The organism is Fictibacillus arsenicus, from assembly GCF_001999465.1.
GTDB classification, from domain to species: domain Bacteria; phylum Bacillota; class Bacilli; order Bacillales; family Fictibacillaceae; genus Fictibacillus; species Fictibacillus arsenicus.
The window spans coordinates 406,029-432,438 of the sequence record NZ_MQMF01000001.1 but is presented as its reverse complement, the minus strand read 5'-3'; the positions used below and the strand labels follow the sequence as shown (position 1 = coordinate 432,438).

Here is a 26,410-nt window from a genome sequence, read left to right as displayed (position 1 = left end):
AATATCAAAAATAATAAAACAAGAATTGAGAGGATTTTGTATATGAATATACTTCAATATGAATCAAAGATTTGGTCAACAGCAGATTTACTTCGAGGTAGTGGTATTAAAGAATCTGAGTGGCCGTCTTATATGATGCCATTCTTTGCCCTTACTATGATTGAAAGCCGATTAGTAAGAATGTTTGAAAGTTTAAAAGCTGAAATTGGTGAAGAAGCTCTTGCTGAAATGGATAAAGATGACTTATATGAAATGATTAAAGATTATGGCCAAGGCTATAACGTATATATCTTTGAGCATAATAGAACCCTTGCTGATATCTGCAAAAATGATAAATCATTTGATATAGATTTCACGGCTTACCTCAATGGATTTGACGGTGAAACCAAAGACTTGCTTGGTGTCGAAACGAGTGAAGGCGAGAAATTTCTTGATATTAAAGGAGTCATCAGCAAATTAAAGGCTAAAAAAGTGCTACTAGGTTATACAAAACTTTGGTCAGAAATTGATCTTAAGCCCTTTAACAACTCCGAAATCACTACGCTTGAGGAGCATATTAAACGAAAGTGGGCAGATATTTCAGCAGAAACTGCTGGGGAACAATACACACCTGACGATGTAATTGCACTAATTGCAGAAATCATAGCATCTAAACTCGAAGAGTCTGACCAACTTCTCAAAATTTACGACTGCACATGTGGCGGAGGTAACATGTTATTTGGAGTTGAAGACCGCATAAACGAAAAGTTTGAACGCTTGACTCAAACTTATGGTCAAGACTGGAACGATGCATTATATGCACTTGCAAAAATTGAAAGTCGTTTTCGACCAGACTCAAAAATTGAACATGGTAATACATTGGTAGATGATAAATTCTATAACGATGAATTTGACGTGGTTATTGCCAATCCACCTTATGGGGTGAGCTGGAAAGGCTACCAAAAAGACATTGTCAATGATAAAACAGAACGATTTAAATTTCTTCCATCTGTCTCTGATGGACAATTATTATTTATGCAGCATCTTATTTCTAAACTCGATGCAAACGGTATAGGAGTAGTAGTTCATAATGGCTCAACATTATTTAGTGGTGATGCCGGTTCGGCAGAAAGTAATATCCGTAAATGGATGTTGGATAACGATATTGTAGAAGCTGTTATTCAATTACCAACTGATGAATTTTTCAATACAGGAATTTACACCTATTTATGGATACTCAATAAAAACAAACACCTTCAGCGAAAAGATAAAGTAATGCTGATTAATGCTAGTGAAAAATTTAAAGCCTTGAAAAAAAGCAAAGGATCCAAACGTAAAGAAGTAGATGAAACAAGTCGTTTAGAAATAGTTGAAACACTTAAGCAATATAAAGATACAGATTATGCTAGAGTATTCGACAAAGAGCAATTCTACTTCAACAAACAAGCAATTATGCTCACTAACATAGATGAACATGGAAACACCTTCGAGTCAAAACTTAAAAAAGGAAAAACGAGTGAAAAACTCACTCCAATAAAATTAAATAACGGCGAACGAGAACTTGAAGAGTTTTTGATTACATCCTTTGATCATGATAAATATGAATCATTATCCGATGCCTTTGAAAACGACATTAAACCTTTTATTAGTTCCATAAATTATAAAGAGCATCCACTAGTGATCACAACTTCTACGGCTAAATATTGGTTTGACGTAGAACAAGAAACTTTAATAAAAGAAGTGGATGGTGAAACTGAGTTGCTAGGATGCGGAAAGATAGTGGTGAAAGCTTCTCTTAAAAAACCGAACAAAACCCAGTCCGAACGAATTGAAATTAGTGTAGAACTTACTCCTGATTACCAAAAAGATTACGAAATTATTCCTTTTCATAAGAACGAATCTGCCAACCTAGCAGCTATTCAAACATTTATGGAGAAGTATATCACTAAACCTTTTGTATATTTAGAAAACATAGTTGGAGTAGAACTGAACTTTAACAAGATATTTTACAAGCCGGAGAAATTACGAGAAGTGGTTGATATTCTGACTGAGATCGATGAGATTGAAAGTGAGTTAAAATCGTTGGAATCGGGGTTATTGTTATGAAAAATCCCAAATTAACAAAGTATGTGAATTACAAAGATAGTGAGATAGAGTGGATTGGAAAAGTGCCTTCCAATTGGGAGGTAAAACGACTTAAAGAAATATCTGAAATTAATAAAAGATCGCTTTCAGAGAAGACACCTGCTTCTTACGAGTTTAATTATATAGATATAGGCAGTGTTGCATATGGTGAAAAAGGATTTACTACTGAACGTATGAATTTTAAAGAAGCCCCATCACGAGCAAAACGAATTGTAAAAAAGGGAGATATTATAATTTCCACTGTTCGTACCTATTTAAAAGCAATTACCTCAATTGATGAAGATGTTTCTGATTTAATATGCTCAACCGGTTTTGCTGTTATTTCACCTAACAAAGGGGTTTTTAACAAATATTATTCCTATTTTATAACATCTGACATTTTTGTTAATGAGATTTGCGCTCAATCGAAAGGAGTTAGTTATCCTGCAACAAATTCTTCAGTTATTGGGGATTTGTTCTGCTTAATTCCTCCTTATACAGAACAAAAGGCTATTGCCGATTATCTCGATGTTCAATTAATACAGATTGATCGTAAAATAGACTTACTCACACAAAAGGCTAAACATTATAACAAACTCAAACTGTCTCTGATTGACGAAACAGTCATGCAAGGTTTTGACAAAAATGCGATATTTAAAGATTGCGGGATCGATTGGATTGGTGATATTCCTAATCATTGGAAGATAAAGCGCTTGAAGGAATTAGGGTTTCTATATAGTGGTTTATCAGGTAAAAAAGGTGAGGATTTTACAGATGAGCATAAATACAGCTCTAATTTTATTCCTTTTGTAAATATCGCTAATAACCAGTTTATCTCAACTAATGATATGAAAAAAGTAGTTATCTATCCTAATGAAAAGCAAAATAAGGTTAGTAAGAATGATTTGTTTTTTCTCATGAGTTCTGAAAATCATAACGACATAGGAAAATCCGCGCTTTTAAAAGAGGAACTTCCTAACACCTATCTTAATAGTTTTTGCAGGGGTTTTCGCATTACTAAAAAAGGTATAGATCCTAATTTTATAAACTATTTACTCACGTCCCAAAAATATCGAAATAGAATTTCTGTTGAAGGCAAAGGGTTTACACGTATAAATTTAAAAATTGAGAAGTTAAACGACTTAATTTTAATAATTCCACCTTACTCTGAACAAAAAGCCATCTCAGATTATCTTGATATTAAAACAGCACAAATAAATCTTATTGTCAAAACTATTCATAGCCAAATCAGCAAACTTAAGGAACTGCGAAAAAATATAATTAACGATGTTGTAACTGGAAAGATTAAGGTTGCTGAGGAAGGAGTAAAAAATGAACGAACTGCACTTTCAAGATAAATTTTTGTTGCCTTTTTTTAGAGATACTCTTGGTTACCGTGAGGTTAAGGCAAATACGGTAACCAATTCCCTTATTATTGAAGAAGATCTGCAGGCGTTTATATCCGAAACCGAGCTAAATAAAAAACCTTATGAAGTCTTACTAAAAAAATACAATGGTGACGAGAAAGAATTACTAAATGATTTAATAGATGTAATAAAAGAACGAACTAGTAGCAGCCGTAATATGGCACTATTTATTAATAGCAATAAATCTATTACATTACGTGGAGTTCAGCTATATTTGTTTTACACAGGGGACAGTGTAATTCACAATAATAGCCTGTTTGATGAAAACATTTTCTCTGTAGTTCAAGAATTGCCATATAAATTTGATTATAAAGGCAAACGCATATTTTCTTTCCGACCAGATATGGCGATGTTTGTAAACGGAATTTACTTAGGTTACAGCGAATTAAAGTCTAATTATACCAATCAAACCGCTAGAAAAAATGGCCGCAGCAAAGTAATTAAAGATTATTTTGAAGCGATTAAAATATACCATCAAGATTTTGATACTGATGAGATGCTAAGCGAGAAAGAGAAAGAAGTATATCGTAAAGACTTTTTAAAAATATTTGAGAAAGCCATTCATATTACTACAACAGATATAGGAGAGACCTATGTAATTCGAAATATTGTAGATTATTTTGATGACATCCTTACTACTTGTCGGGAAGGAAAATATGATCGTGAAGAGATAGAGAAGAAAGCCAATAACGCAATTAAGTCATACCCATTATTGAAACCGAATGCTGATAAGAAAGAAAAATTAAAAGAATTGTTTACAGCTCTCTACGGTAAGACTTTTATAGAAAAAGAAATATTGTATTATAACTTTATAGAGCGTGATATTTATACTTCTAAAAAAGGTAATAAAGAATTAAAAAATGAACAAGGTTATTTAATTTCACCAAGACCAAAGCAAAAATTTGGAACAGACAAAATCATGGCTAAAATAGACGAATTTTTAGCTCACGAGCAAGAAGATGACTATTTTGAAAAATTGTTAGAAAGACAGTTATCTGGTGTCTCTGAAGCAAAGAAAAAAGAACTCCTAGAAAAACGTAAGGCTTATTCCAATAATAAAAATATATACTCTCTACTTATGCAATACGCTGCAGGATTTGGTAAATCTAATATTATAGGATGGTCTGCCCTACAATTAAAAGACCTGCGACGTAACGGTGAGTATGTATATGACAAAGTCATGATTGTGGTGGATCGCCTTCAACTACGCGGACAGATAGATTCCAAGATGCTTAACATGAATATCGACAACCGAATGTATGTTGAAGTTAGGAACAAAAAGGCCTTTCAAGATGCACTTGCTTCAGATACACGTCTCGTTATTGTGAATTTGCAAAAATTTGGCTCTGTTCGTGATATGTTCGATGCTGAGGTAATGCAAAAACTAAGTAAAATGCGCATTGTATTTTTAATTGATGAAATTCATCGCTCCAATAGTGGTGATCAACATGACTCAATGGTAAGTATCTTTGATGAATTGCAATTGCCCTTTGATAAAAGCACACAATATACTCAATCTCGTAAAAAGAAGAATTTAATCATCGGTTTTACAGCCACACCTGATGATCATACACTTGCGCGCTTTGGTGAATTCAGTGGTTATGCAGAAAGTGAAAAGTTATGGCGACCATTTGATTCATACACAATGAAAGAAGCGATTGAAGACGGTTTTATTCTTAATCCATTAAAAAATATCGTACCGATTGCATCTAAAATGCTATTTGATCTGCCAAGCAATCCGTTAGAAGGCTTTACTGAACGAGAATATAAAGATGCACAAAAAAAACAAATTTATGAGAACCGTGAACGGATTGATGCTATTGCTAAGTATATCGCTGATTTATTAGTGAAGGATGTTTATCGTCAAATACGTGGCACGGGTAAAGCGATGTTAGCTGTACACTCTATTAAAGCTGCAATTGCTTACAAGCAAGCAGTGACTAAACACTTCAATGCTTTAATTAAAGAAGCTAAATATGAAAAATACAAAGACGCACCAATCCATGTAGTGTATTCTAGCAACCAAGAGGAGCAAAGCGCTGCCGGTCTTAATGATGGTTTAAGTGAAGAGAAGGTATTGGAGAGTTTTGCTCTGAAGAAAAACGGTCTGATGATTGTCGTAGCAAAATTGCAAACTGGTTTTGATGAAAAGAAGCTGCATACTCTATTTTTAGATAAAGAAATTAGTGGGATTAGTGCAATTCAGACAATCTCTCGAGTAAATCGAACAGCTAAGTATAAAAACGATTGTAAAATCGTTGATTTTTCCTATAACAATGTTAATGTGCAAAATATTAAAGATGCTTTTGAACACTTTTCTGATGTTGTGGTCAGTGACTTTGATCCATTTAGTGATAAAAAGATATTAGATATTCTTTTGATAGAGCTAAAAAAATCTGATGTATTTAATAAATTCTTCTCGGTATTTACAGCCATTTATAAAGACGTTATGAAAAGGGACAACCCTGAAAGCTATCTTGATTATGAGAGTAGCTTAAAAAAGTATATAGAGGCTAATCCTAAACGGTCTGCAGATGCAAAAGCCTGGATTACACAGTACTTCACAATTTTAAATCGGATTGAATATGTAATAGATCTTGAAGCGAAATACAGTGAACCAAATTTTCTATTCTTCTGGCGCAAGTTCAATGTGATTTACAATACAATGCATCGCAATACGGATGTAAAAGACCCAATTGAAGTTTATTTTGATAACCAGATTGGTATTATCGAAGTGGGAACCGAAGAAACAAAAGAAAAGAAAAAGAAACCTAATCAAGTAGCAAAAGGGAATACGGGAAAGAGTAGCCATCAGTTTAATATACTCGATATTATAGAGGCTCGAAATGAACAAGAAGCTAAAACCGGGGTACTAATCCAAGAGTTCTTATCTAAAATCAAAGACTTTTTCGAGTATATTGAAAACTCTAATGAAGGAAAACGATTAATAGTAAAGATGAAATCACACATCTCAGAAGTTGAAATTTATGATGATTTCGCCAAGATATATCGAAGGTACAAAGCACTCAACCGTCGCAAAGTGGGAGATTATTTCTTCAAAGAGATGGATGATTTAGTTAACAAATTATGTGATGATTTTGAAGAGTACCTTAAAGTTAAAGTTTAAGGAATGAATTGTTTACAGCATCTTCTAATTAAGAGGATGCTTTTTCTTTTCCTATTAACAGTTAAAAATCTTAATTGGCTTATCAAAAACCACCGTTTATTAGTTAAGGAATTATAGTCATTTTTTTATTAACATTTTTATCAAAAAATTCCACCAAAACTCATTCCAAAAACTATAATTCACAATCGCTCGTTATTGGTAACTTAAAGTGTTATTTAACTAATATTGAATGGTCTTATTGATATCTAACTTTTCCTTATATATGATTAGTTGTATACCATAAATTTACACAATGTGTTTTATGTTTGGGAGAGATAAAAATGAGTCTAATAAATCGTATAAAGGTTATATTCTTAAAATTAAGTTTAAATAAATATTATCCTTCGTTCAAAAGAAAGTTAACTTTACTAAAAAAATGAAATCTCAGCAATAGAATCAGAAATTTTCAAATTTAGCAAATCATATAATTTAATCTCAGATGAATATCTCCAAAAATATAAGATAGATCATAAAGATGTTATAACTTTTGCTAATAATAAAAATTTATTCTCATTTGATAAAGAGATTGAACAAAAAGTATTAAGAATCCCAAATGGAAAGAAACCGAAAAGATTAGTAGATTTAGAAATTATTTATAATCAGCTGAGTGAAAGGTACATTTCACTTATAGAAAAATTAGAAAAAACCATAGAAAATACGAACGAAAAGCTAAAACCATATTACAGTGGTATCGAATTATACAATCAAAAATTAATACAATTTAAAAAAAATTATATAGCCAATTCTCAAAAAGAGAAGGTTATGGAAGAGTATCAGTTTATACATACTTTCTTCAAAGAAAAAGATGCGGATAACACACAAGTTCAAGATTTTTTACTTTCTTTCACTTCATTAAATGAATTAGTCAAAGCATGGAACGAAGATTTTGTAAGAAGAGAAATGTCAGAGATGAGTGCTTTCTTTGATGACATAGATGGTAAAGCGTTAGATAATCAACAAAGAAAAGCAATTGTAGTTGATGAAGATGCGAATTTAATCGTTGCAGGAGCTGGATCAGGAAAAACGTTAACCATATCTGGAAAAGTAAAATATTTAATAGAGAAAAAAGGGGTTAATCCAGAAGATATCTTACTTATTTCTTTCACTCGTAAAGCAGCAGATGAAATGCAAGAACGGATCAAAGAACGTCTCGAACTCGACGTAGAAGTTAGAACGTTTCACAGTATTGGAATGAGAATCATCGGCTCACACACAAAGAATATGCCTGATGTTGAGGATAACCCTGATAAGATAATTAAAGAATACTTTGATTTGAAATTTTATGATGATCACGAACAACTTAAGCGAATAATTGAATTCTTTGGTTACTATTTAAACATTCCTAGGGATTTAGGGGATTTTGTAAATTTAGGAGAATATTATGATCATCATAAACATTTAAATTTTGAAACTTTAAAAAGTAGGTTTGAAGAGCGTAAATATATTGATGAAAACACTGAATTACTCAAAAAGAATAGAACAACAATTAAAGGAGAAAAAGTAAAAAGTTTAGAGGAAGTAATGATTGCTAACTTCTTATTCTTAAATGGTATTGAATACATATATGAAAAAGAATATCAGTTTACAACAGCTAATGAAAAATATAGGCAGTATAAACCTGACTTTTATCTACCAGAATATGATTTATATTTAGAACATTTCGGTATTAACAAGAATAACCGAACACCTTGGTTGAATGAAGTTGAGGAACGTAAGTATTTAGATGGTATGCAGTGGAAAAGAAATTTACACGCTGCTAATCAAACTAATTTGATCGAAACATATTCTTATTATACTAAAGAAGGAATATTGTTAGAGTCACTTAGATATAAGTTACTTAATCAAGGTGTTAAATTTAAGGAAATTGATATTGTTAATATTTTTAATAAAATATATGATACTGAAAAATCAAATCACTTTAATGAATTCATAAAATTTGTGACTTCATTTATTAACCTTTTTAAATCAAATGGTTATAAAGTTGATAAGCTAGATTATTTCATTCGAACTTTAGATAAAGAAAATACTTTCTTTTATAATAGAACAAAGTTATTTCTAGAAATCATACGGCCAATTTATCAATTTTATCAAGATAAACTTGAGCAAAATAATCTTATCGATTTTAATGATATGATCAACATTTCAAGATCAATTATTGAATCAGATGAAATTAAGTTTACATATAAATATATTATCATTGACGAATACCAAGATATTTCAGTTAGCAGATTTAAATTAGTTGAAGAAATTAGAAGGGTTACCAATGCTAAAGTAATGTGCGTGGGTGATGACTGGCAATCAATATATCGTTTTGCGGGTTCTGACTTAGCTTTGTTCACTGATTTTGAAAACTTTTTTGGGTATAGTGAGTTAATGAAGATAGAAAAAACATATAGAAATTCACAAGAATTAATTAATATTGCAGGTAACTTTGTAATGGTTAATGAAAAACAAATAAAAAAGAATTTAGTATCTAAAAAATCTAATAATAAACCGGTTAGAATTTTAGGTCATTCAGGTAAAGATCAAATCTTTAACTCTTTAAAGTATTGTATAGAACAAATCTTCAATAAATTTGGTGACAATGCTGAAATAATGTTGCTGGGAAGAAATAACTTTGACGTTGATTTTATTGGAAAAGAAGAATATAAAGGACAAGGTTTTACACTTAAGAAAAATCATAATAAGAAAACTACAACCGTTATTTATAAAAAATATCCAAAGTTAAAAATATTTTTCTTAACTGTTCACAGGTCAAAAGGATTAGAAGCAGATAATGTAATTATCATAAATGCGACTAATGATTTAATTGGATTTCCAAATAGAATGTCAGATGATCCTATCCTTTCTTTAGTGTTAACCAAGCAAGATGAATTGCATTTTGCGGAAGAAAGAAGATTATTTTATGTGGCTTTAACGCGTACAAAAAATGTTACTTATATTTTAGCTCCAGAATACAGTAAATCAATATTTGTAACAGAATTAATAGAAAGACAAGGATTGGAGTACGAAATAATTAATGGTAATACAAGTATATCTAATAATCCGAGATGTCCGCGCTGTGTTCAAGGATTCTTATTAATAAGAGCAAATAATAGTACGAAACAGGAATTTTTAGGATGTAGTAATTATCCATTGTGTGATTATACCTTAAAGGATATAAGAGTAATTAATAACCAAATAGAATGCCCAAGTTGTAAAAGTTATATGATTTTACGAAAAGGACCAAGGGGAGAATTTTACGGATGTAGTAACTATGCAAGTGGTTATTGTAATAAAATTATACAAATAAATGACATAAAACAACTTATCAAATAATGTTATAAATCTGAATCACAACTGGTATAGTCTTAGTGCTGATTACAGCCATTGGAATTGTACCAGTTTTGAAATTGTATTTACCCTAAATGACATGAAGTATACCGAAAAATGACAAAACGTTCGCCACCTGGTAATAGGAGGAAGAACTCTATAGTTTAGTGTATAAAGAATGTGAAAACTATTATTAAACAAGCCAACCTTGTGCAAACGGGACTGATTTTTAGGGTAGTATTCCGTAGTAGACTTAAACTGCGCAATAAACAACCTCTGTTTTTAGAGGATTTTGTGAAGAATTCATTTAAACAAACGGGTAGAAGTTAAATAAGCTAATCTATAAAGGGGCATAGAACCATAAAGGGTTTATGCCCTTATTCCACAAAAGGCAACGTTCAATATGATTCATTAAATGCCACCATAGTTCATCCAAAGCCGCTATCTTGGTATTTTGTTGTGGTGGAAACCTTTGAATAATCTAATATAAGTTATATTATTCAATCTTTTACGTTCAAATCTAGTTGTGGCGGGTTAGGGTATAATTCATTAACTAGTAGTACTAGAGCTTCGTTCAATTCATATCGTGCAATTTTCCCTTTGTACTCTAAACCACGGATGTAGTCAATAGCACTATCAAGGTTGTCAAAGACGCGATTCTCTTGATTTGGTAATATAGATGTAAGTTGAAGATCATGTAGCCTTTCAAAAAAATTATGGAAGCCCTCTGCTGAAAAAAACTTGTTAAATGACTCTCTCATATCTTTCCTCATGTAGGTAGCATCATTTTCGGGTTGTGTGATTTCTCTTATGGCTTTTATCGCTCCGCCATTCAAGCCCATATAAGAACACGCCTTCTCTACTGAAAATGAAATCTCATCAGTTTCACCGGTGAGATAGCCAACATCTACACTAAAGAAATCTGAAATTAGAATCATAGTATCGTATTTTGGAAAGCCGACTTCTCCATTTTTAATTTTGGCTCCTGTATTCATCCATCTGCTAACATCTTTTTGGCCATAACTAGTTCCATATTTATTGTTTAAGGCTTCAGCAAAGGATGCTTGAGTATATCTGCCTGTATCCATACACTTTTTCAATCTAACTTTCCAGGACATTGCCTTTTCTTTTAATAAGTCATTCATGTTATACGAGACCTCCATTTGAGATGAATTATATACCTTGCGTAAGTCTTGCGCAACCTATGACTACAAGCTATTATTATGAAAGAAACAGTGGGAAAACGAGAAAAGAAACTTTTTTTTGCAAAGGAACGTATTAACATAAAAGAGAAAAAAGGAGGTAAATACTTTATGAGGATGTCTGCCAGAATGATTGGAGAAAAACTGGGAATGACAGTTAAAGAAGTATATTTGCTTGTGAAAGACAAGGACTTCCTCGATGGCGAAGAAGGCAATTGGTCCTTAACGGAACTGGGTAGGCAAGTTGGTGGTCAAGTGAGGCAAAAAGATAATGGAGAGGGAGGGTTCTGTAGACGCACATGGTCAGTTTTATCGTGAGATGAAAAAATAGTCAATAAATTGAAAAAGAAATAATCCAGTTGCAATCATAGCTCTATTTACAACTATAACAATCATCCCCATTGTTGGAGCGATAATTAAAGCAATTCTGGATACAAGCAAATTGCAAGAAATACTAAATCAAATAGTTAAGGGTGATGAATAAAATGGAAAATAACAAAAATGAAAAAGATTATGCCGAATATAACCATGATAACAAAACGGTTAGATTTGGTGGTAAGCCCGCAATTATTGTTTCGGTGTTTGCAGGTGTAACTTTAGCAGGACTTGCTGGAGGAATTACATTCATAATGACTAGAAATCCAGAAGCAACAAAGGAAATAGCAACTAAAGTATTAAAGGAAGTAACAAAACACGCAGCATAAAAACATCATTGACACCTTAGCTTTGAGTGCAAATATACTGGTAATAGTTTGGACATCAAGAGACGATCACTTTTAGAGTGGTCGTATTTCTTATTTGACACATACTGCGCTTTAAAGTTCTTCATTTATAAATGATTTTCCAGCTCCTTTTGAAAAGGAAAAGAAACAGATATTAGGGAATAAATATATTAGAAAATAGTAGTGAGGGAGGGATATGGTATGGAATTTGGAGATTTTCTTAGAAAGAATTATCATTTGGGAGACAAAAGTGTAAAAGATTATATTAGTCGGTTGAACGTGATCCTTAACAAAGGTTTATATAATGGAGAAAAGGAACTTACTCCTTCTTTGATAGCATCTGTTGATAGGGAGTATCCAGAAGACTCTCATTATCGCCTCACACTTAAACGATATATTGAATTCCAAAACAAACAGAAAGAAAATAGAGGAGGAAAAAACTATGGGTGAAAGATTTTCTAATGTTGATTGGCATTGTGATCGTTGCAATGCATATTTAAATGGTCAGTCAGGGTTTGATGATCATAAGTATATTTGGAAATGTACAGATTGTGGTCATAAAAATAGCATTTCTGCATCTAATGTGTATGAATCCGAAGAAGATTACAGAAATAAGAATAATTGGTGATTATAGCAACATTGATTGCCATAAGTTCATGAATTTGACTAATTGCCTAAGAACTTGCGGAATGTTCAGTAAACTTCGGTCGAGAAGTTGTTGTTACTTTCGTGTGATAATAGAAAACTAAAGCATGCTGTTAAGGGAAATTGTATTATAAATAGATGTTTTTAATGCAATACAAATAAGGACTGCAACAGTCCCCTAGTCTGCAATAACCGTGGAAATTGTTTTAGATTATTTTGTAAGATTTTACTGGCTTGCTTTGCTGCGCATTACAAATTTACTGTTCAATTAATGCTGGTAGTCCCACTTTCTGTTATTATTACGGAAAGTTTAACAAAAGCTTAATGCCTAGGTAGAAATAGGAGGATTAGGGCTTTTCAATTTAATATCTCTAAAGTTAAATAGCAAAACTTCTTTCTCAGTTCAAATATATAAAAATTGATTAAATTTTCTGAATATGTTTTAATGAAAATATGAAAGCAGTCTTTCTAAATGTCCTCCTTTTTTGGGGACACCCTTTGATTTTTTGGCGGCTAATTTTTAGCCAGCGGGAATTTTATTAAATTTTAACTCTTTGGAGTTTAGGATAATACATGATTTTTGGTGTGTATTTCTAAGAACCAAAGAGTTTTTTGTATTTTAACCAGTATTATATCTGCAATTTTTGAAAGGAGTAATGATAATCGTGAAAGATTTAGAAGCTTATCCAGAGGTATTAAATGTAGAAGATATCCAGATTATTTTAGGAATTGGAAGAAGACAAGCCTATCAGCTAGTCTCCTCCCAACAGTTTCATTCAGTTAGGATTGGAAAAAGAATCAAAATTCTAAAGAAAGTATTTGTTAATTGGCTTTATGGAAATTAGAAAAAAATAGGTTTGCAATATTTGTGATTTCTGAATTAATTTAATATATTTGAGGTGGCATACATGTCACATCTCAAATATGAGATGTGCTTTTTTAAGCACTCTCTTCTATAAAGTTAGGAGAGATTGAAGTGAGAGGATCAATAAAGAAGAACGGAATTAGTTGGTATTATGTATTAGACCTTGGAAAAGATGAAAAGGGCTCAAGGAAACAAAAAAAGAAAAGGGGGTTTAAAACTAAAAAAGAAGCTGAGAAAGCTTTGGTTGAAGCCATTAATTCAATAAATAAGGGTACTTATATTGAACCTACTAAAATGACATATAAAGACTATTTAGAGCAATGGTTTAACACAAAGAAAAACAGTATCGGAGCTCAATCAGTCGTAGTATATGAGAATTGCTTACGAAAAAGAATAAAACCAAAACTTGGCCATATCACATTATCAAAATTATCATCCATTCACATTCAATCCTTTATTGACAATTTGTATGATGAAGGTTTAAGTAGTTGTACGATTAAAAAGTATTTTGAGATTATAAGAAATTCATTAGAACATGCTGTGGACTTTAATTTAATTAACAATAACGTGGCTATAAAAGTTAAACTTCCGAGAACTAGTTATTCGGAAATGAAAGTATGGAACAATGATGAAGTAAATCAATTCTTAAAAGTTGCCAAAACAGATTACTGCTATATTGTATTTAAATTAGCATTGGCCACTGGTTTACGGCAAGGTGAAATACTCGGGTTAAGATGGAAAGACGTGGATCTTGAAAAAGGTTTCTTAAGTATTAAGCAAACATTAAGTCATGACGGTAAAAGTTTTAAACAAGGTGCAAAAACAAAAACCAGTAAGCGAACCGTAGATCTATCCAAGTCGACTATAAAGGCTTTAAAGGAACATAGGTTACTAATTGAAAAAGAGAAAGAAACCCTTGGTCCAATTTATAAAGACTTTGATTTAATTGCATGCACCCACCACGGATCTCCACATAATGCATCTAACATAAGAAGAAGTTTCAATAGAATAATTCAACTTGCCAAGGTACCTAAAATTCGTTTCCACGATTTAAGACATACTCATGCAACACTTTTACTATCAAAAGGAGTAAATATTAAAGTAATATCAGAAAGACTAGGACATAGTAATATCAAAGTTACTTTGGATACGTATTCACATGTCCTTCCCACCATGCAAGAGGAAGCAGTTCGGAAAATTGATGAAATCTTCGAATAAAGCGCCTTGTGACCAAAGCGTGACCAAATTGACATTTTGACTCACCATATAGAATTCGTTCGAATTTATAAAAAACAAAAACCCCTTATATATCAAAGGGTTTGGATGTTAATGTATGGTGGAGACTAGCGGGATCGAACCGCTGACCTTTTGGCTGCCAGCCAAACGCTCTCCCAGCTGAGCTAAGCCCCCATTTCTGTCCTAACAAATGAATTATATATTTTTAGAAAATAAGCCGCAAGCTTTTTTGGTTAATTTTGCATAAATATATTCTCCATTCTAACAATAAAGAAAGATATCAACAAGCTTTGTCCAAATCGGATAAAGCTTTTACATGAGGCTTTCTTACCTGTAAAAAACAGTAATTTAAATTGGTATAGACAACTAGTCCTAGGACTACGAAGGACTTAAGTTCTGTTTTAACAGCATGTGACAGGAACCTCCTTTTTTCTACCGAAAAGTGTCAAAGAAAGAAAGCGCTACCAAAAAAAGAGGAGGCTAGAAAATTGAACACATTTAAAATGATTCGATTTTTAATTTTAGCTGCTGTATTGACCGTTCCGTTATTCAGCGGATTGGGAAAGAGTGCTTCTGTTTCTGCCGAACAAGGTAAAAGCGGACATTTAATCATTGCACAGAACATTCCACAGTTAGATGATGAAATCAAGGGAGAAACCTTTGACCTTTCAGCTTTATTAGCTTATGAAAATGGTAAATATGTTGAAGTGAAAGAAAATCTTAAATGGGGATCTTTAAATAAAAATGTAGCATCCGTTTCAGATGATGGTGTCGTTACCTTAAGCGGCAAAAGCGGAAAAACATTTATTTTTGTCACGAATGGAAAATCTTACGACAGAATCGGTATACATGTTAAACATGGTGAAGCAAATTTTGACAAACAAAAAGGGCAGGAATATGACATCATTTCAAATGCTGTACGTTCTATGTCAGTGAAAGAAAAAGTCGGCCAGATGTTAATGCCAGATTTCCGTAACTGGAATGGCCAGCCTGTTACAGAAATGAATGAAGAGATTAAAGAGCTAGTTAAGAAATACCATCTTGGCGGAGTTATCCTGTTTCGCGAAAATGTTGTAACCACAGAACAAACGGTAAGGCTTGTTGATGAGTATAAAAAGGCAAATGAAGATTACGGCTTACTCCTTTCAATCGACCAAGAAGGAGGAATTGTGACACGTTTGCAGAGTGGTACCGATTTCCCAGGAAATATGGCGCTTGGTGCAACAAGATCAACAGAACTGGCGGAATCTGTCGGACATGCAATCGGATCAGAGCTCCATTCACTAGGAATCAATATGAATTTAGCACCTGTCTTAGATGTGAACAACAATCCTGATAACCCGGTTATCGGAGTGCGTTCTTTCGGTGAAGATCCACAGCTTGTTGCTGACTTAGGAACCGCTTATACAAAAGGATTGCAAAATTCAGGCATGGCTGCAACTGCTAAGCACTTTCCAGGTCACGGAGATACTGCAACTGATTCACATTTAGGACTGCCTTCTGTCCCGCATGATAAAGAGCGTCTATTAGAAGTAGAACTTTATCCTTTTCAGCAGGCAATGAATGAAGGAATAGATGCAATAATGACTGCGCATGTCACTTTCCCTAAGATTGACCCAACAACAGTTATTTCAAAAAAGGACGGAACAGAAATTGCGCTGCCTGCAACATTGTCATACGAAGTCCTAACAAACTTAATGAGAAATGAAATGGGATTTGATGGTGTGATTTCTACTGATGCATTAAATATGAAAGCAATTGCAGATCACTTTGGTCCAGTTGATGCTGTAATTCGAGCGGTAAACGCTGGTACAGATATTATCTTAATGCCTGTAGGGTTAGAGGAAGTAGCTTCTGGATTATATGAAGCAGTAGAAAAGGGTGAAATTACTGAAGAAAGGTTAAATCAGTCTGTTGAAAGGCTGCTGACATTAAAAGCGAAGCGCGGAATCTTCAAACAAGTGACAGAGACACCAGTGGAAGAAAAGATCGAACATGCTGAAGAAGTGGTGGGTAACATCACTCATAAAGAAACTGAATTAGAAGTTGCCCGCAAATCGATTACTTTAGTGCAAAACAATGGCTTGTTGCCTGCTGATAAAAATAACTTAGATTCTATTGTAGTTATAGGGAACACATATAGTGATAGTCTACAAAAAGCTCTAGCTGTTCATCACTCATCAGTTGAATTGATCAAATCCACACAGCCTCTAAGTGAAGCGCAATTAACAAAGGTAAGAAATGCTGATTTAGTAGTGCTCGGAACATACACATTCAATGTATCTGGCCGTTCGCCATCATCTCCTCAAATGCAGATGGTAAATCAAGTTATTCAGGCTGCGCCTGATAAAACTGTTGCTGTAGGAATTAGAAATCCATATGACATTATGGCTTTTCCTGAAGTTACTTCTTATATCACTCAGTACGGTTTTAGAGATGCAAGTTTCAAAGCTTCGGCAGAAACGATCTTTGGTCTAAACAACCCTTCAGGAAAACTTCCAGTAACGATTTATAGAGATGCTGATACTGTACTTTATCCATTTGGACACGGTTTAAGTTATTAATAGAGGAGGAATGTCGAGATGAAAAAATGGGGATTGTTTTTAACAGTTTTAGCTCTGGTTATAAGTATGCTCCCTGGTACACAAATTTTGAACGCAACGAAGGGTGAAAGCTTTCAGCATAGGCAAAACTTTAAGACTGGTCTTGAAATGCTGATGAGTAATCAGGTATCCCTTTTAGAAGGTAAAAATGTAGGCTTGATCACAAATCCAACAGGTGTTGACCGGGATTTGAACAGTATAGTTGATGTGCTGTACAATCACCCGGACATCGAATTAAAGGCGTTATACGGTCCCGAACATGGAGTAAGAGGAAGTGCCCAGGCGGGTCAGTACGTTGAGTTTTATACAGATCCCAAAACAGGACTTCCTGTATATAGCTTATATGGGAAAACAAAAAAGCCAACTCCTGAAATGCTTGAAGGTATAGATGTATTGGTTTTTGATATCCAAGATGTAGGTACTCGATTCTATACATACATCTATACGATGGCATATGCGATGGAAGCTGCTAAGGAAAACAATATTCCATTTGTTGTATTAGACAGACCTAATCCGCTTGGTGGAGAACAAGTAGAAGGACCAGTATTGGATCCATCATATTCATCGTTTGTAGGTCTTTACCCCATCCCATTAAGACACGGGATGACGGTTGGTGAGCTTGCGAAATTATTCAATGAAGAATTCCAAATCGGTGCTGATTTGGAAGTTGTTGAAATGAAAGGCTGGAAGAGATCTTGGACATATGAGGACAGCGGACTCGAATGGGTGCTTCCTTCTCCAAATATGCCTACAAAGGATACAGCTATCACTTATCCAGGTGCAGCCTTAATTGAAGGAACGAATGTTTCAGAAGGAAGAGGAACTACGAAACCTTTTGAGTTGATCGGAGCTCCTTTTATAAATGGGGATGATCTTGCTAAAGCATTAAACGAACAAGCACTTCCAGGAGTGAAGTTCCGTTCCGCATCTTTCATACCATCATTTTCAAAACATGTAGGTAAACTATCTCATGGAGTAGAAATACACGTAACTGATGAAAAGTTATTCCAGCCTGTACTTACTGGAATTACATTAGTGAAAACGATTCATGACATGTACCCTCAAGATTTTGCTTTCCGTGCTGAAGACAGTGCAGGAAAATCTTTCTTTGATTTATTAATCGGAAATGGATGGGTAAGGGATGCAATAGAATCTGGAAGTTCTGTAGAGGAGATCGTAAACCGCTACCAAGATGAATTAAATGATTTTAAAGAAATCAGACAGAACTATTTGCTTTATTAATAAAAGGGAGCTAAGGCTAAACGCTTGGCCTTAGTTTTTTTATTTGAATTTTCTGACTGGTATAGACAACTAGTCATAACAATGATACGCTTGGCATAAAGTGATAAAGGGGAGTGGACATGAAGCCAAAAGTATTATTGCATGGAGGTTATATAGATGAGTATGGCTCATTCGTTAAGCAAGGATATCTTCTGATTGAAAATGAAAAAATTAAATACGTTGGCGGATTGAATCCATTAACAGATGACGAAGAAGCAGAAACTTATGAGATGCCCTCAGGTTCGATTATGGTTCCGGGTATGATCGACCTTCATATTCATGGAGTGTTAGGTGCAGATGTCATGGATGGAACAGAGGAAGCTTTATCAATTATGGCAAAAGCCTTGCCTGCTGAAGGAACTACTTCATTCTTGGCGACAACGATGACGGAAAATCCTCTTCATATTGAAGAAGCATTAACTCAAACTGCATCATTTATAGAAAAACAAAAACCAGGATCAGCTGAGATTGCTGGAATTCACCTGGAAGGGCCATTTATTTCTCCAAAGCGGGCAGGTGCTCAGCCAAAAGGGTTTATAGAAATGCCAAATGTAGAACGGTTTAGACAGTGGCAGGATAAAGCCCGAAACCAGATCAAGTTAGTGACACTTGCTCCAGAAATGGAGGGAGGTCTGGAGTTCGCTTCTTATTTATCCAGCAATGGCATAATAGCTTCAATTGGTCATAGTGATAGCACTTTTGAAGAAGTAAAAGAAGGAATAAAATACGGCATCTCTCACGTTACACATCTATTTAATGGGATGAGAGGTATGCATCATCGTGACCCTGGTGTAGCCGGTGCTGCACTTATTCAAAAGGAACTATCCGTAGAAATGATTGTTGATGGTGTACATGCAAGCCCGGAAATGACTAATCTCGCATACCATTCAACAGGACCAGACCGTACAGTTCTCATTACAGATTCGATGCGTGCTAAAGGTTTGGGTGAAGGTACTTATACGTTAGGCGGTCAGCAAGTAACTGTGAAAAACGGAAGAGCTTATTTAGCAGATGGAACACTTGCAGGCAGTATTTTGAGCATGAATGATGCAGTAAAGAACATGATGAAGTTTACGAACTGTTCCATAGCAGATATAGTAAAAATTACAAGTGTAAACGCTGCGAAAGAATTAAACATTTACGACAAAAAGGGAAGCCTGTCAAAAGGAAAAGATGCTGATATAACCGTTTTAACAGATGATTATGATGTGTTCATGACTTTTTGTCGAGGAGAACTTGCGTACCGGCGAAAGGAGGAGAAAGTTTGAAACTAATTTCGGTTTCAGATGAAGAAGAACTTAGCAGAATAGCGGCAGAGATTTTATTTACAAAAGTAAAGTCTGCTAAAAGATTAGTTCTTGGCCTCGCAACCGGTAAAACACCACAAGGCATGTACCGCTACCTTTCAAAATATAGTAAAGAATATAAGCAAAGTTATACGCATATACACACTGTTAATCTGGATGAGTACGTGGGATCCACAACGTACCATACATACATGGAGGAGCACTTATTCCAACATATTGATATTCCTAATGACCAAACTCATATTCCAGATGGTGAGGCAGCTAGTTTAATAGAAGAATGCAGCAGGTATGAACAAATGATCAAAGAGCTTGGTGGAATAGATCTGCAAGTGTTAGGTATTGGAGAAAATGGCCATATCGGTTTTAATGAACCGGGTACCAGTTTTGATGCTAGAACACATGTTGTACAGCTTACAGACTCCACGCTAAAAGCAAATGCTAAATACTTTGTTGACAGTAAACAGCCTAAACAAGCGATTACCATGGGAATTGGAACAATACTGGAAAGCAGGGAAATACTCCTGCTAGCAATCGGTGAGAGAAAAGCGAATGCTGTAAAAGAGCTTTTTAAAGGATCATTAAATGAAGAAATACCTGCAACAGCATTAATAAACCATACAAATGTTACAGTGCTTGCGGATAAAGGTGCTAGAAAGCTTTTAGATAAGGAGAGTTGACCCATTTTTATGATTGATAAAACATCACCCCTGCCACTTTATTTTCAGATAGAAGAGGCGATCAAGCAGAAGATCGATAAAGGAGAATGGGAGTCTGGCAGCATGATCTCCTCTGAAAGAGAATTTGCTGAGAATTATGAAGTAAGCCGAATGACTGTTCGTCAAGCCATCAACAATCTGGTCAATGACGGATATTTAACAAGGCGCAAAGGTAAAGGCACTTTCGTTTCTGGTAAAAAAATTGAGCAAAAATTATTAGGACTTACGAGTTTTACAGAAGATATGAAAGCAAGAGGTTATAAACCTGCATCAAAGTTAGTATCCTTTCAAAAAGTTGAAGCAAATCACAAGCTAGCCAAAGCACTGGACATCTCACAAAACGAAGAAGTTTACGAGATTAAGCGTGTTCGTCTTGCGAACGATATTCCGATGGCAATCGAAACAACTTTTGTGCCTGTACAGCTTATCTATTTAAATGAGATTCATATAAAAGAAGGCTCCTTGTATTCACAGGTCGAGAATGCAGGCTTCCATATAGATTATGCAACTCAAAGTTTAGAAGCTTCCATTGCCCGAGAGGCGGAAAGTGAGATTCTGGAGATTGCCAAGGGCGCACCTGTGCTGCTGATTCAAAGGCAGACGTATTTAACTACTGGGAAACCGCTTGAAGTGGTTCATTCAGTGTACCGTGGTGACCGATACAAATTTATGATCGATATGAAGCGCTAATGCGTTTTATATAAAAAAATGAAAGCGTTTACGTGAAGGGGGAAGGAAAAATGGGGAAAGAGCAGCAAATGGCTCACAGCATCATTGAAAAGCTGGGTGGCGCATCCAACATCCAGACTTTGATGCATTGTATGACAAGAATTAGGGTGAATTTACATGACCCGTCAAAAGCAGATCTTGCAGGTTTGAAAGATGTGGATGGTGTTTTAGGTGTCGTTGAAGATGATACATTGCAGATCATCGTAGGTCCTGGAATCGTTAACCGTGTCACACTTGCTATGAGTGAAGAAACGGGTATGAACATCCATTCGGTTGAGGATGAAACAAACCCGATGGACCTTGAGCAGATGGCTCGTATGAATAAAGATGCCATTAATAAGAAAAATGCTACGCCTTTTAAACAATTTTTAAGAAAGATTGCAAGTATCTTCATTCCGTTAATTCCTGCTATCGTCGCTTCAGGTTTGATTGCCGGGATTACAAACGTTGCGATAAGAATGGATGCAGATCCAGAATCTGCACTTATACAAATGTTAAGCTTGATTGGCTGGGGTGTTTTTAGTTATCTAGCCGTTTTTGTAGGGATTAACACGGCCAAAGAATTTGGAGGAACACCTGCATTAGGTGGTGCAGCTGGGATATTGATCATCAACCCGGGTCTTGCAAATATTACTCTTTTTGGCGATCCGCTTGTAGCTGGACGGGGCGGTTTAATCGGAGTAATGCTTGCAGCTGTATTTATTGCCTTTTTAGAAAAGCGAATCAGAAAGTTTGTTCATCCATCAATTGATATCATTGTTACACCTACACTTGCGTTATTAATTACTGGTTTTGCTACACTCTTTGTTCTTCAGCCTGTAGGAGGCTTCTTGTCAGACCTGATCACTAAAGGATTATTGAATTTAATTGATATTGGCGGTATTTTCTCTGGACTTATTTTAGCAGGTACATTCTTGCCATTAGTTGTTACAGGACTGCACCAAGGTTTAACTCCAGTTCACATGGAGCTAATCAACACGATAGGAGATGACCCCTTATTGCCGATCCTGGCAATGGGCGGTGCCGGTCAAGTAGGTGCTGCGTTTGCGATCTACTTTAAAACGAAGAATCAAAGACTTCGTAAAGTAATCAAAGGCGGTCTGCCTGTTGGAATGCTTGGTATCGGTGAACCGTTGATCTTTGGAGTCACACTTCCGCTTGGCCGTCCGTTCTTAACAGCATGTTTAGGGGCTGCAGTGGGCGGAGCATTCCAGGCATTCTATGAAGTTGCTACAATTGCGATCGGTGTATCTGGAATACCACTAGTGTTCTTAGTGAATCCAAATGAAATGGTACTTTATCTAGTAGGTTTAGTCATTGCTTACGTCTTCGGATTCTTGTTCACATGGACGTTTGGATTTAAAGAAAGCATGGCAAAAGACATCTAACCAGGAGTGAATGATCTTTGTGTTATGGTATATCCATTTATTTAAGTGAACCGGATTCTCTTAATAAAGACTGGATTCAGAAGGCAGCTAAAAATGGTTTTCAGTACATTTTCACTTCTCTTCATATTCCAGAAGAAGAGGGATTCTCTTTTGTTGAAAAGGTGAAATGGCTGGGGAAAACAGCACAGGATGTTCATATGGAAATTATGGCTGATGTTTCGCCAGCTTCACTTGAACGGCTCGGTCTTACGTTTGAGGAACTCCCTCTATTAAAAGATTGGGGCATTTCTGGAGTCAGGATGGATTATGGGTTTACAGCTAAGCAGATTGCTTGGCTGTCCCATTCTTTAAAAATTGGATTGAATGCCAGTACTGTCGATGAAGCTCAGCTTGCAGAATTGCTGAATGAGGGACTCCTGCCAAATCAATCGGAGGCATGGCATAATTTTTATCCGAAACCGTTCACCGGTATTTCTAAGCAAGCTTTAAAAGATCGGAATGAATTGTTTCATCGTTTTGGAATAAGGACGATGGGATTTGTTCCGGGAGACGATCGATTAAGAGGACCTTTACATGAGGGGCTTCCAACGATAGAGGACCATAGAGGAATTTCCGCTATTGAAGCAGCACTCGAACTTCGTGCACTTGGCACGGATAAAATTTGTATTGGAGACCCAAGCCTTACAGAAGAGACTGCAAAAGGGTTCAGCTTTTTAGCAGATGATATCGTTCCTATTCACGCTTCTTTTAATAGAGGGTATGAGCATTTTTGGAACAGCATCCATACGAATAGGCTGGATGCGGCAGAATGTGTAATACGGTCTGTAGAATCGAGGGGTATGGACAAAGTCTATGAACAAGATCCTTCTTCTGTTGATATGTTCGGGAAAGGCTGGATTACAGTGGATAACAAACTGTATGGAAGATATGCAGGCGAACTTCAAATTTGTTTAAAGAGCCTTCCAGCAAATCCAAAAGTGAATAAAGCTGGCCATGTAAGAAAGGAAAGCGAGTCGCTTCTAAAATGGATCGGTAGCGGACAGAAGTATATTTTCTTAGATTAGCAGATCAAGAGTTGTAAATAAATACCGAAGGGAGAACGTGATGGATATAACAAAATTGGCTACAGAAAAAAGAAACCCAGACACAATAAATATTGACGAACTTTCAACGTTAGAAGTGGTCAAAAAAATACACGAAGCAGATCTAGGCGTAGCCAGCTGTATTACCCCGGTATTATCTGAAATTGGAACGGTTGCAGAAAAAGTGGTCGAAGCTTTTGAAGCTGGCGGCAGGCTGATCTATATCGGTGCAGGTACAAGCGGCAGACTCGGTGTATTAGATGCATCAGAATGTCCTCCGACATATGGAACGGATCCAAATTTGGTTGTTGGTCTTATTGCTGGAGGAGATTATGCCCTTCAGCATGCTATTGAAGGAGCAGAAGACGATTTTGATCTTGGTAAGAAAGATTTACAAAAAGTAAATGTAACTAAAAAAGATGTTGTTGTAGCAATCGCTGCATCAGGAAGGACTCCTTATTGTCTTGGCGCAATGGAATATGCAAAGAATCAAGGAGCGTTCACAGCTGCAGTGGTTTGTTCTCTTCATTCTCCTATGGAACATGCTGCAGATACGAGCATTACGGTTGTTACAGGACCTGAAGTGGTAACAGGCTCAACTCGTATGAAGGCAGGGACTGCACAAAAACTGGTCCTTAACATGATCAGTACAACAAGTATGATCAAATGGGGAAAAGTGTACAGCAATCTTATGGTTGATGTTCAGCCTACAAATGCAAAGCTGAAACAACGTGCCAAAAATATCATTATCGAGGCTGCTGGAGTATCAGAAAAGGAAGCAGAACAAGCATTAAAAGAACAGGATGGAAACACGAAGGCAGCTATCTTTCAGTTAGTAACTGGTGTTTCACCAGATGAAGCAAAAAAACATCTCGAACAGCAAAATGGAAGATTAAAAGAAGCAATCAAAAACTACACTCAAAAGTGAAAGGGGTAGGTTGTGATGTTGGGATTTTTACAGCGTATTGGCCGTGCACTAATGCTGCCGATTGCCGTTCTTCCGGCAGCGGGATTGATTTTGCGTTTTGGCCAGGATGATTTATTAGGTATACCTTTTTTAGCTGCAGCAGGTAATGCAATTTTTGGTCACTTGGCATTAATATTTGCGATCGGGGTTGCAGTAGGACTTGCAAAAGACGGAAACGGTGCAGCAGGGCTTGCTGGTGCCATCGGATACTTTGTTTTAACAGAAGGAGCAGTAAAGTTTGCAGAAGTTAACCTTGGCTTCGAAGGCAAGTTTGACATGTCCGTTCTCGGAGGTATTCTGGCAGGGGTTGTAGCAGGGCTCTTATATAATAAATTTTCTAATACGAAGCTCCCGGAATGGTTATCTTTCTTCGGCGGAAAACGGTTTGTACCGATTGTTACAGCAGGTGCGATGGTCGTTCTCGCGTTAGTTTTTGGTTTCATCTGGCCTTATATTCAAATGGGGTTAGAAAATGTCGGTACATGGATTACAAGTGCTGGAGCTATTGGAGCAGGAATTTTCGGGTTTTTTAACCGTTTATTAATACCGCTCGGGCTGCATCACGTTCTAAATAGTTTCTTATGGTTTGTTTTCGGTGAATTTACTGGTGAAAACGGCAAAGTAGTTACAGGTGACTTGGCGAGATTCTTTGCGGATGATCCAAAAGCAGGATTCTATATGGCAGGATTTTTCCCTGTAATGATGTTCGGACTGCCGGCAGCTTGTTTTGCAATGATCAGTGCAGCGAAGAAGCATCGTAAGAAGGCAGTTGCTGGAATGCTTGGCAGTATGGCGCTTACATCCTTTGTTACAGGTATTACTGAGCCGATCGAATTTGCTTTTATGTTTTTATCACCGCTTCTATATGTTATCCATGCTGTATTAACAGCTGTATCCATGTCAGTAGCTGTATTGTTTGACATCCATCATGGATTCACATTTTCTGCAGGAGCGATCGACTATTTCTTAAATATCGGAAAAGCTCAAAATGGTTGGGTTTTACTTCCGATCGGAGCCGTATACTTTGCAGTGTATTATGTAATCTTCCGTTATTTGATCGTAAAATTAGATCTTAAAACACCAGGAAGAGAAGATGAAGATACAATCGTAGCCGAAGCAGCAGCAACGGGTACAGCAGCCGATTCCAAGTATGATACGGCGGCAGAAGCATACCTTGCAGCATTAGGCGGCAAAGAGAACATTGTACAACTTGATAACTGTATTACTAGATTACGACTGCAGATTAAAGATATTAGTAAAGTAGATGAAGGTGCTCTGAAAAAAGCTGGATCCAAAGGGTTAATAAAACTTAATAATCAAAACATCCAAGTAGTTGTGGGAGCAGAAGTTGAGCCAATTGCAGACAGTATGAGAGAGAAGCTGTAATAAAAAGAAAACACCGTTCCCAAAGGAATGGTGTTTTTTTCGATTAAGCGTTCCAATAACCACTTACAGGTACGTTCGCTGAAGATCCGTATGGGTATAGACATGGATACGAATACACGCAGCAATTTCCGCTGTACGAAACGGCTCCGACAATAATGAGCAGTACGAATAGTACCACATAAAGCGTAAAGCTATCAGAACAGTACTTTCTCGACGACATGGTTTCACTCCTCTTCTTGCACTATGAGAAGCCGGTTTCTCTCCTCATCCCAT

Annotated in this window: 21 protein-coding genes and 1 tRNA gene; 19 read left to right on the top strand and 3 right to left on the bottom strand. The window is 35.7% G+C overall.

Going from position 1 to position 26,410, the window contains the following annotated elements; translation table 11 throughout:
• Window positions 1–42 precede the first annotated feature (42 nt).
• The 4 genes from UN64_RS02095 (at window position 43) to UN64_RS02080 (ending at window position 10,014) form a co-directional block, all read left to right on the top strand.
• The gene (locus UN64_RS02095) at window positions 43–2,085 is read left to right on the top strand and encodes an HsdM family class I SAM-dependent methyltransferase (RefSeq protein ID WP_077359441.1); all 2,043 of its coding nucleotides are present in this window, start codon (window positions 43–45) and stop codon (window positions 2,083–2,085) included.
• Window positions 2,082–3,461 carry a restriction endonuclease subunit S gene (locus UN64_RS02090; RefSeq protein WP_077359440.1) on the top strand — a complete coding sequence of 460 codons (1,380 nt, stop codon included), beginning with the start codon at window positions 2,082–2,084 and terminating at the stop codon, window positions 3,459–3,461. Before UN64_RS02095 ends, UN64_RS02090 begins: the two co-directional genes overlap by 4 nt.
• Complete coding sequence (locus UN64_RS02085; RefSeq protein ID WP_077359439.1) at window positions 3,436–6,657, top strand: DEAD/DEAH box helicase family protein; 3,222 nt, start codon at window positions 3,436–3,438, stop codon at window positions 6,655–6,657. Before UN64_RS02090 ends, UN64_RS02085 begins: the two co-directional genes overlap by 26 nt.
• Before the next feature lie 801 nt (window positions 6,658–7,458).
• Window positions 7,459–10,014 carry a UvrD-helicase domain-containing protein gene (locus tag UN64_RS02080; protein ID WP_077359438.1) on the top strand — a complete coding sequence of 852 codons (2,556 nt, stop codon included), beginning with the start codon at window positions 7,459–7,461 and terminating at the stop codon, window positions 10,012–10,014.
• Between the two features lie 494 nt (window positions 10,015–10,508).
• Here the strand turns inward: UN64_RS02080 and UN64_RS02075 are convergent, their stop codons facing one another.
• Complete coding sequence (locus tag UN64_RS02075) at window positions 10,509–11,153, bottom strand: hypothetical protein (RefSeq protein WP_077359437.1); 645 nt, start codon at window positions 11,151–11,153, stop codon at window positions 10,509–10,511.
• A 78-nt stretch (window positions 11,154–11,231) separates the two neighbouring features.
• Between UN64_RS02075 and UN64_RS02070 the strand changes: the two genes are divergently transcribed.
• The 6 genes from UN64_RS02070 to UN64_RS02045 all read left to right on the top strand — a co-directional run bounded on the left by UN64_RS02070 (window position 11,232) and on the right by UN64_RS02045 (window position 14,660).
• Window positions 11,232–11,528, top strand: coding sequence for a hypothetical protein (locus tag UN64_RS02070; protein WP_139342999.1), 297 nt, complete (start codon window positions 11,232–11,234; stop codon window positions 11,526–11,528).
• A gap of 167 nt (window positions 11,529–11,695) precedes the next feature.
• A complete protein-coding gene (locus UN64_RS02065; protein WP_077359435.1) occupies window positions 11,696–11,914 on the top strand; it encodes a hypothetical protein in 219 nt (72 codons plus the stop codon).
• 219 nt (window positions 11,915–12,133) lie between these two features.
• Window positions 12,134–12,382 (top strand): hypothetical protein, encoded by a 249-nt coding sequence (locus tag UN64_RS02060; RefSeq protein WP_077359434.1) that lies wholly within the window; start codon window positions 12,134–12,136, stop codon window positions 12,380–12,382.
• A complete protein-coding gene (locus UN64_RS02055) occupies window positions 12,375–12,560 on the top strand; it encodes a Sec23/Sec24 zinc finger-containing protein (protein ID WP_077359433.1) in 186 nt (61 codons plus the stop codon). Before UN64_RS02060 ends, UN64_RS02055 begins: the two co-directional genes overlap by 8 nt.
• A gap of 673 nt (window positions 12,561–13,233) precedes the next feature.
• On the top strand, window positions 13,234–13,422 hold the full coding sequence (locus tag UN64_RS02050; protein ID WP_077359432.1) for a helix-turn-helix domain-containing protein: 189 nt from the start codon (window positions 13,234–13,236) through the stop codon (window positions 13,420–13,422).
• A gap of 131 nt (window positions 13,423–13,553) precedes the next feature.
• On the top strand, window positions 13,554–14,660 hold the full coding sequence (locus UN64_RS02045; protein WP_077359431.1) for a tyrosine-type recombinase/integrase: 1,107 nt from the start codon (window positions 13,554–13,556) through the stop codon (window positions 14,658–14,660).
• A gap of 116 nt (window positions 14,661–14,776) precedes the next feature.
• Here UN64_RS02045 and UN64_RS02040 read toward each other — a convergent pair.
• Window positions 14,777–14,852, bottom strand: a tRNA-Ala gene (locus tag UN64_RS02040).
• A gap of 329 nt (window positions 14,853–15,181) precedes the next feature.
• Here UN64_RS02040 and nagZ point away from each other — a divergent pair.
• The 9 genes from nagZ (at window position 15,182) to nagE (ending at window position 26,137) form a co-directional block, all read left to right on the top strand.
• Entirely contained in the window at window positions 15,182–17,242 is a 2,061-nt protein-coding gene (gene nagZ / locus UN64_RS02035) for a beta-N-acetylhexosaminidase (RefSeq protein WP_077361083.1), read from the top strand.
• Between the two features lie 18 nt (window positions 17,243–17,260).
• Window positions 17,261–18,523, top strand: coding sequence for an exo-beta-N-acetylmuramidase NamZ family protein (locus UN64_RS02030; protein WP_077359430.1), 1,263 nt, complete (start codon window positions 17,261–17,263; stop codon window positions 18,521–18,523).
• A 119-nt stretch (window positions 18,524–18,642) separates the two neighbouring features.
• Window positions 18,643–19,830 carry an N-acetylglucosamine-6-phosphate deacetylase gene (gene nagA / locus UN64_RS02025; RefSeq protein WP_077359429.1) on the top strand — a complete coding sequence of 396 codons (1,188 nt, stop codon included), beginning with the start codon at window positions 18,643–18,645 and terminating at the stop codon, window positions 19,828–19,830.
• Entirely contained in the window at window positions 19,827–20,546 is a 720-nt protein-coding gene (gene nagB, locus UN64_RS02020; protein WP_077359428.1) for a glucosamine-6-phosphate deaminase, read from the top strand. Before nagA ends, nagB begins: the two co-directional genes overlap by 4 nt.
• 9 nt (window positions 20,547–20,555) lie before the next feature.
• Window positions 20,556–21,275: a GntR family transcriptional regulator gene (locus UN64_RS02015; protein ID WP_077359427.1), complete on the top strand. Its 720-nt coding sequence runs from the start codon at window positions 20,556–20,558 to the stop codon at window positions 21,273–21,275.
• 50 nt (window positions 21,276–21,325) lie between these two features.
• Complete coding sequence (locus UN64_RS02010) at window positions 21,326–22,702, top strand: PTS transporter subunit EIIC (protein WP_077359426.1); 1,377 nt, start codon at window positions 21,326–21,328, stop codon at window positions 22,700–22,702.
• Between the two features lie 17 nt (window positions 22,703–22,719).
• Complete coding sequence (locus tag UN64_RS02005; RefSeq protein ID WP_077359425.1) at window positions 22,720–23,766, top strand: DUF871 domain-containing protein; 1,047 nt, start codon at window positions 22,720–22,722, stop codon at window positions 23,764–23,766.
• A gap of 40 nt (window positions 23,767–23,806) precedes the next feature.
• Entirely contained in the window at window positions 23,807–24,712 is a 906-nt protein-coding gene (gene murQ / locus UN64_RS02000) for an N-acetylmuramic acid 6-phosphate etherase (protein WP_077359424.1), read from the top strand.
• 15 nt (window positions 24,713–24,727) lie between these two features.
• A complete protein-coding gene (nagE, locus tag UN64_RS01995) occupies window positions 24,728–26,137 on the top strand; it encodes an N-acetylglucosamine-specific PTS transporter subunit IIBC (RefSeq protein WP_077359423.1) in 1,410 nt (469 codons plus the stop codon).
• A 43-nt stretch (window positions 26,138–26,180) separates the two neighbouring features.
• Here nagE and UN64_RS01990 read toward each other — a convergent pair whose 3' ends face one another.
• Window positions 26,181–26,357, bottom strand: coding sequence for a YjcZ family sporulation protein (locus tag UN64_RS01990; protein ID WP_077359422.1), 177 nt, complete (start codon window positions 26,355–26,357; stop codon window positions 26,181–26,183).
• Window positions 26,358–26,410: the final 53 nt, after the last annotated feature.

Bases quoted from the DNA above. Each gene is read 5' to 3' on its own strand.
- nagZ (WP_077361083.1), top strand. From the start codon at position 15,182: ATGATTCGATTTTTAATTTTAGCTGCTGTATTGACCGTTCCGTTATTC.
- UN64_RS02060 (WP_077359434.1), top strand. From the start codon at position 12,134: ATGGAATTTGGAGATTTTCTTAGAAAGAATTATCATTTGGGAGACAAA.
- UN64_RS02050 (WP_077359432.1), top strand. From the start codon at position 13,234: ATGATAATCGTGAAAGATTTAGAAGCTTATCCAGAGGTATTAAATGTA.
- UN64_RS02090 (WP_077359440.1), top strand. From the start codon at position 2,082: ATGAAAAATCCCAAATTAACAAAGTATGTGAATTACAAAGATAGTGAG.
- UN64_RS02070 (WP_139342999.1), top strand. From the start codon at position 11,232: ATGAAAGAAACAGTGGGAAAACGAGAAAAGAAACTTTTTTTTGCAAAG.
- UN64_RS02085 (WP_077359439.1), top strand. From the start codon at position 3,436: ATGAACGAACTGCACTTTCAAGATAAATTTTTGTTGCCTTTTTTTAGA.
- UN64_RS02055 (WP_077359433.1), top strand. From the start codon at position 12,375: ATGGGTGAAAGATTTTCTAATGTTGATTGGCATTGTGATCGTTGCAAT.
- murQ (WP_077359424.1), top strand. From the start codon at position 23,807: ATGGATATAACAAAATTGGCTACAGAAAAAAGAAACCCAGACACAATA.
- UN64_RS02010 (WP_077359426.1), top strand. From the start codon at position 21,326: ATGGGGAAAGAGCAGCAAATGGCTCACAGCATCATTGAAAAGCTGGGT.
- UN64_RS02075 (WP_077359437.1), bottom strand. From the start codon at position 11,153: ATGAATGACTTATTAAAAGAAAAGGCAATGTCCTGGAAAGTTAGATTG.
- UN64_RS02065 (WP_077359435.1), top strand. From the start codon at position 11,696: ATGGAAAATAACAAAAATGAAAAAGATTATGCCGAATATAACCATGAT.
- UN64_RS02095 (WP_077359441.1), top strand. From the start codon at position 43: ATGAATATACTTCAATATGAATCAAAGATTTGGTCAACAGCAGATTTA.
- nagA (WP_077359429.1), top strand. From the start codon at position 18,643: ATGAAGCCAAAAGTATTATTGCATGGAGGTTATATAGATGAGTATGGC.
- UN64_RS02030 (WP_077359430.1), top strand. From the start codon at position 17,261: ATGAAAAAATGGGGATTGTTTTTAACAGTTTTAGCTCTGGTTATAAGT.
- UN64_RS02015 (WP_077359427.1), top strand. From the start codon at position 20,556: ATGATTGATAAAACATCACCCCTGCCACTTTATTTTCAGATAGAAGAG.
- UN64_RS01990 (WP_077359422.1), bottom strand. From the start codon at position 26,357: ATGTCGTCGAGAAAGTACTGTTCTGATAGCTTTACGCTTTATGTGGTA.
- UN64_RS02080 (WP_077359438.1), top strand. From the start codon at position 7,459: ATGGAAGAGTATCAGTTTATACATACTTTCTTCAAAGAAAAAGATGCG.
- nagE (WP_077359423.1), top strand. From the start codon at position 24,728: ATGTTGGGATTTTTACAGCGTATTGGCCGTGCACTAATGCTGCCGATT.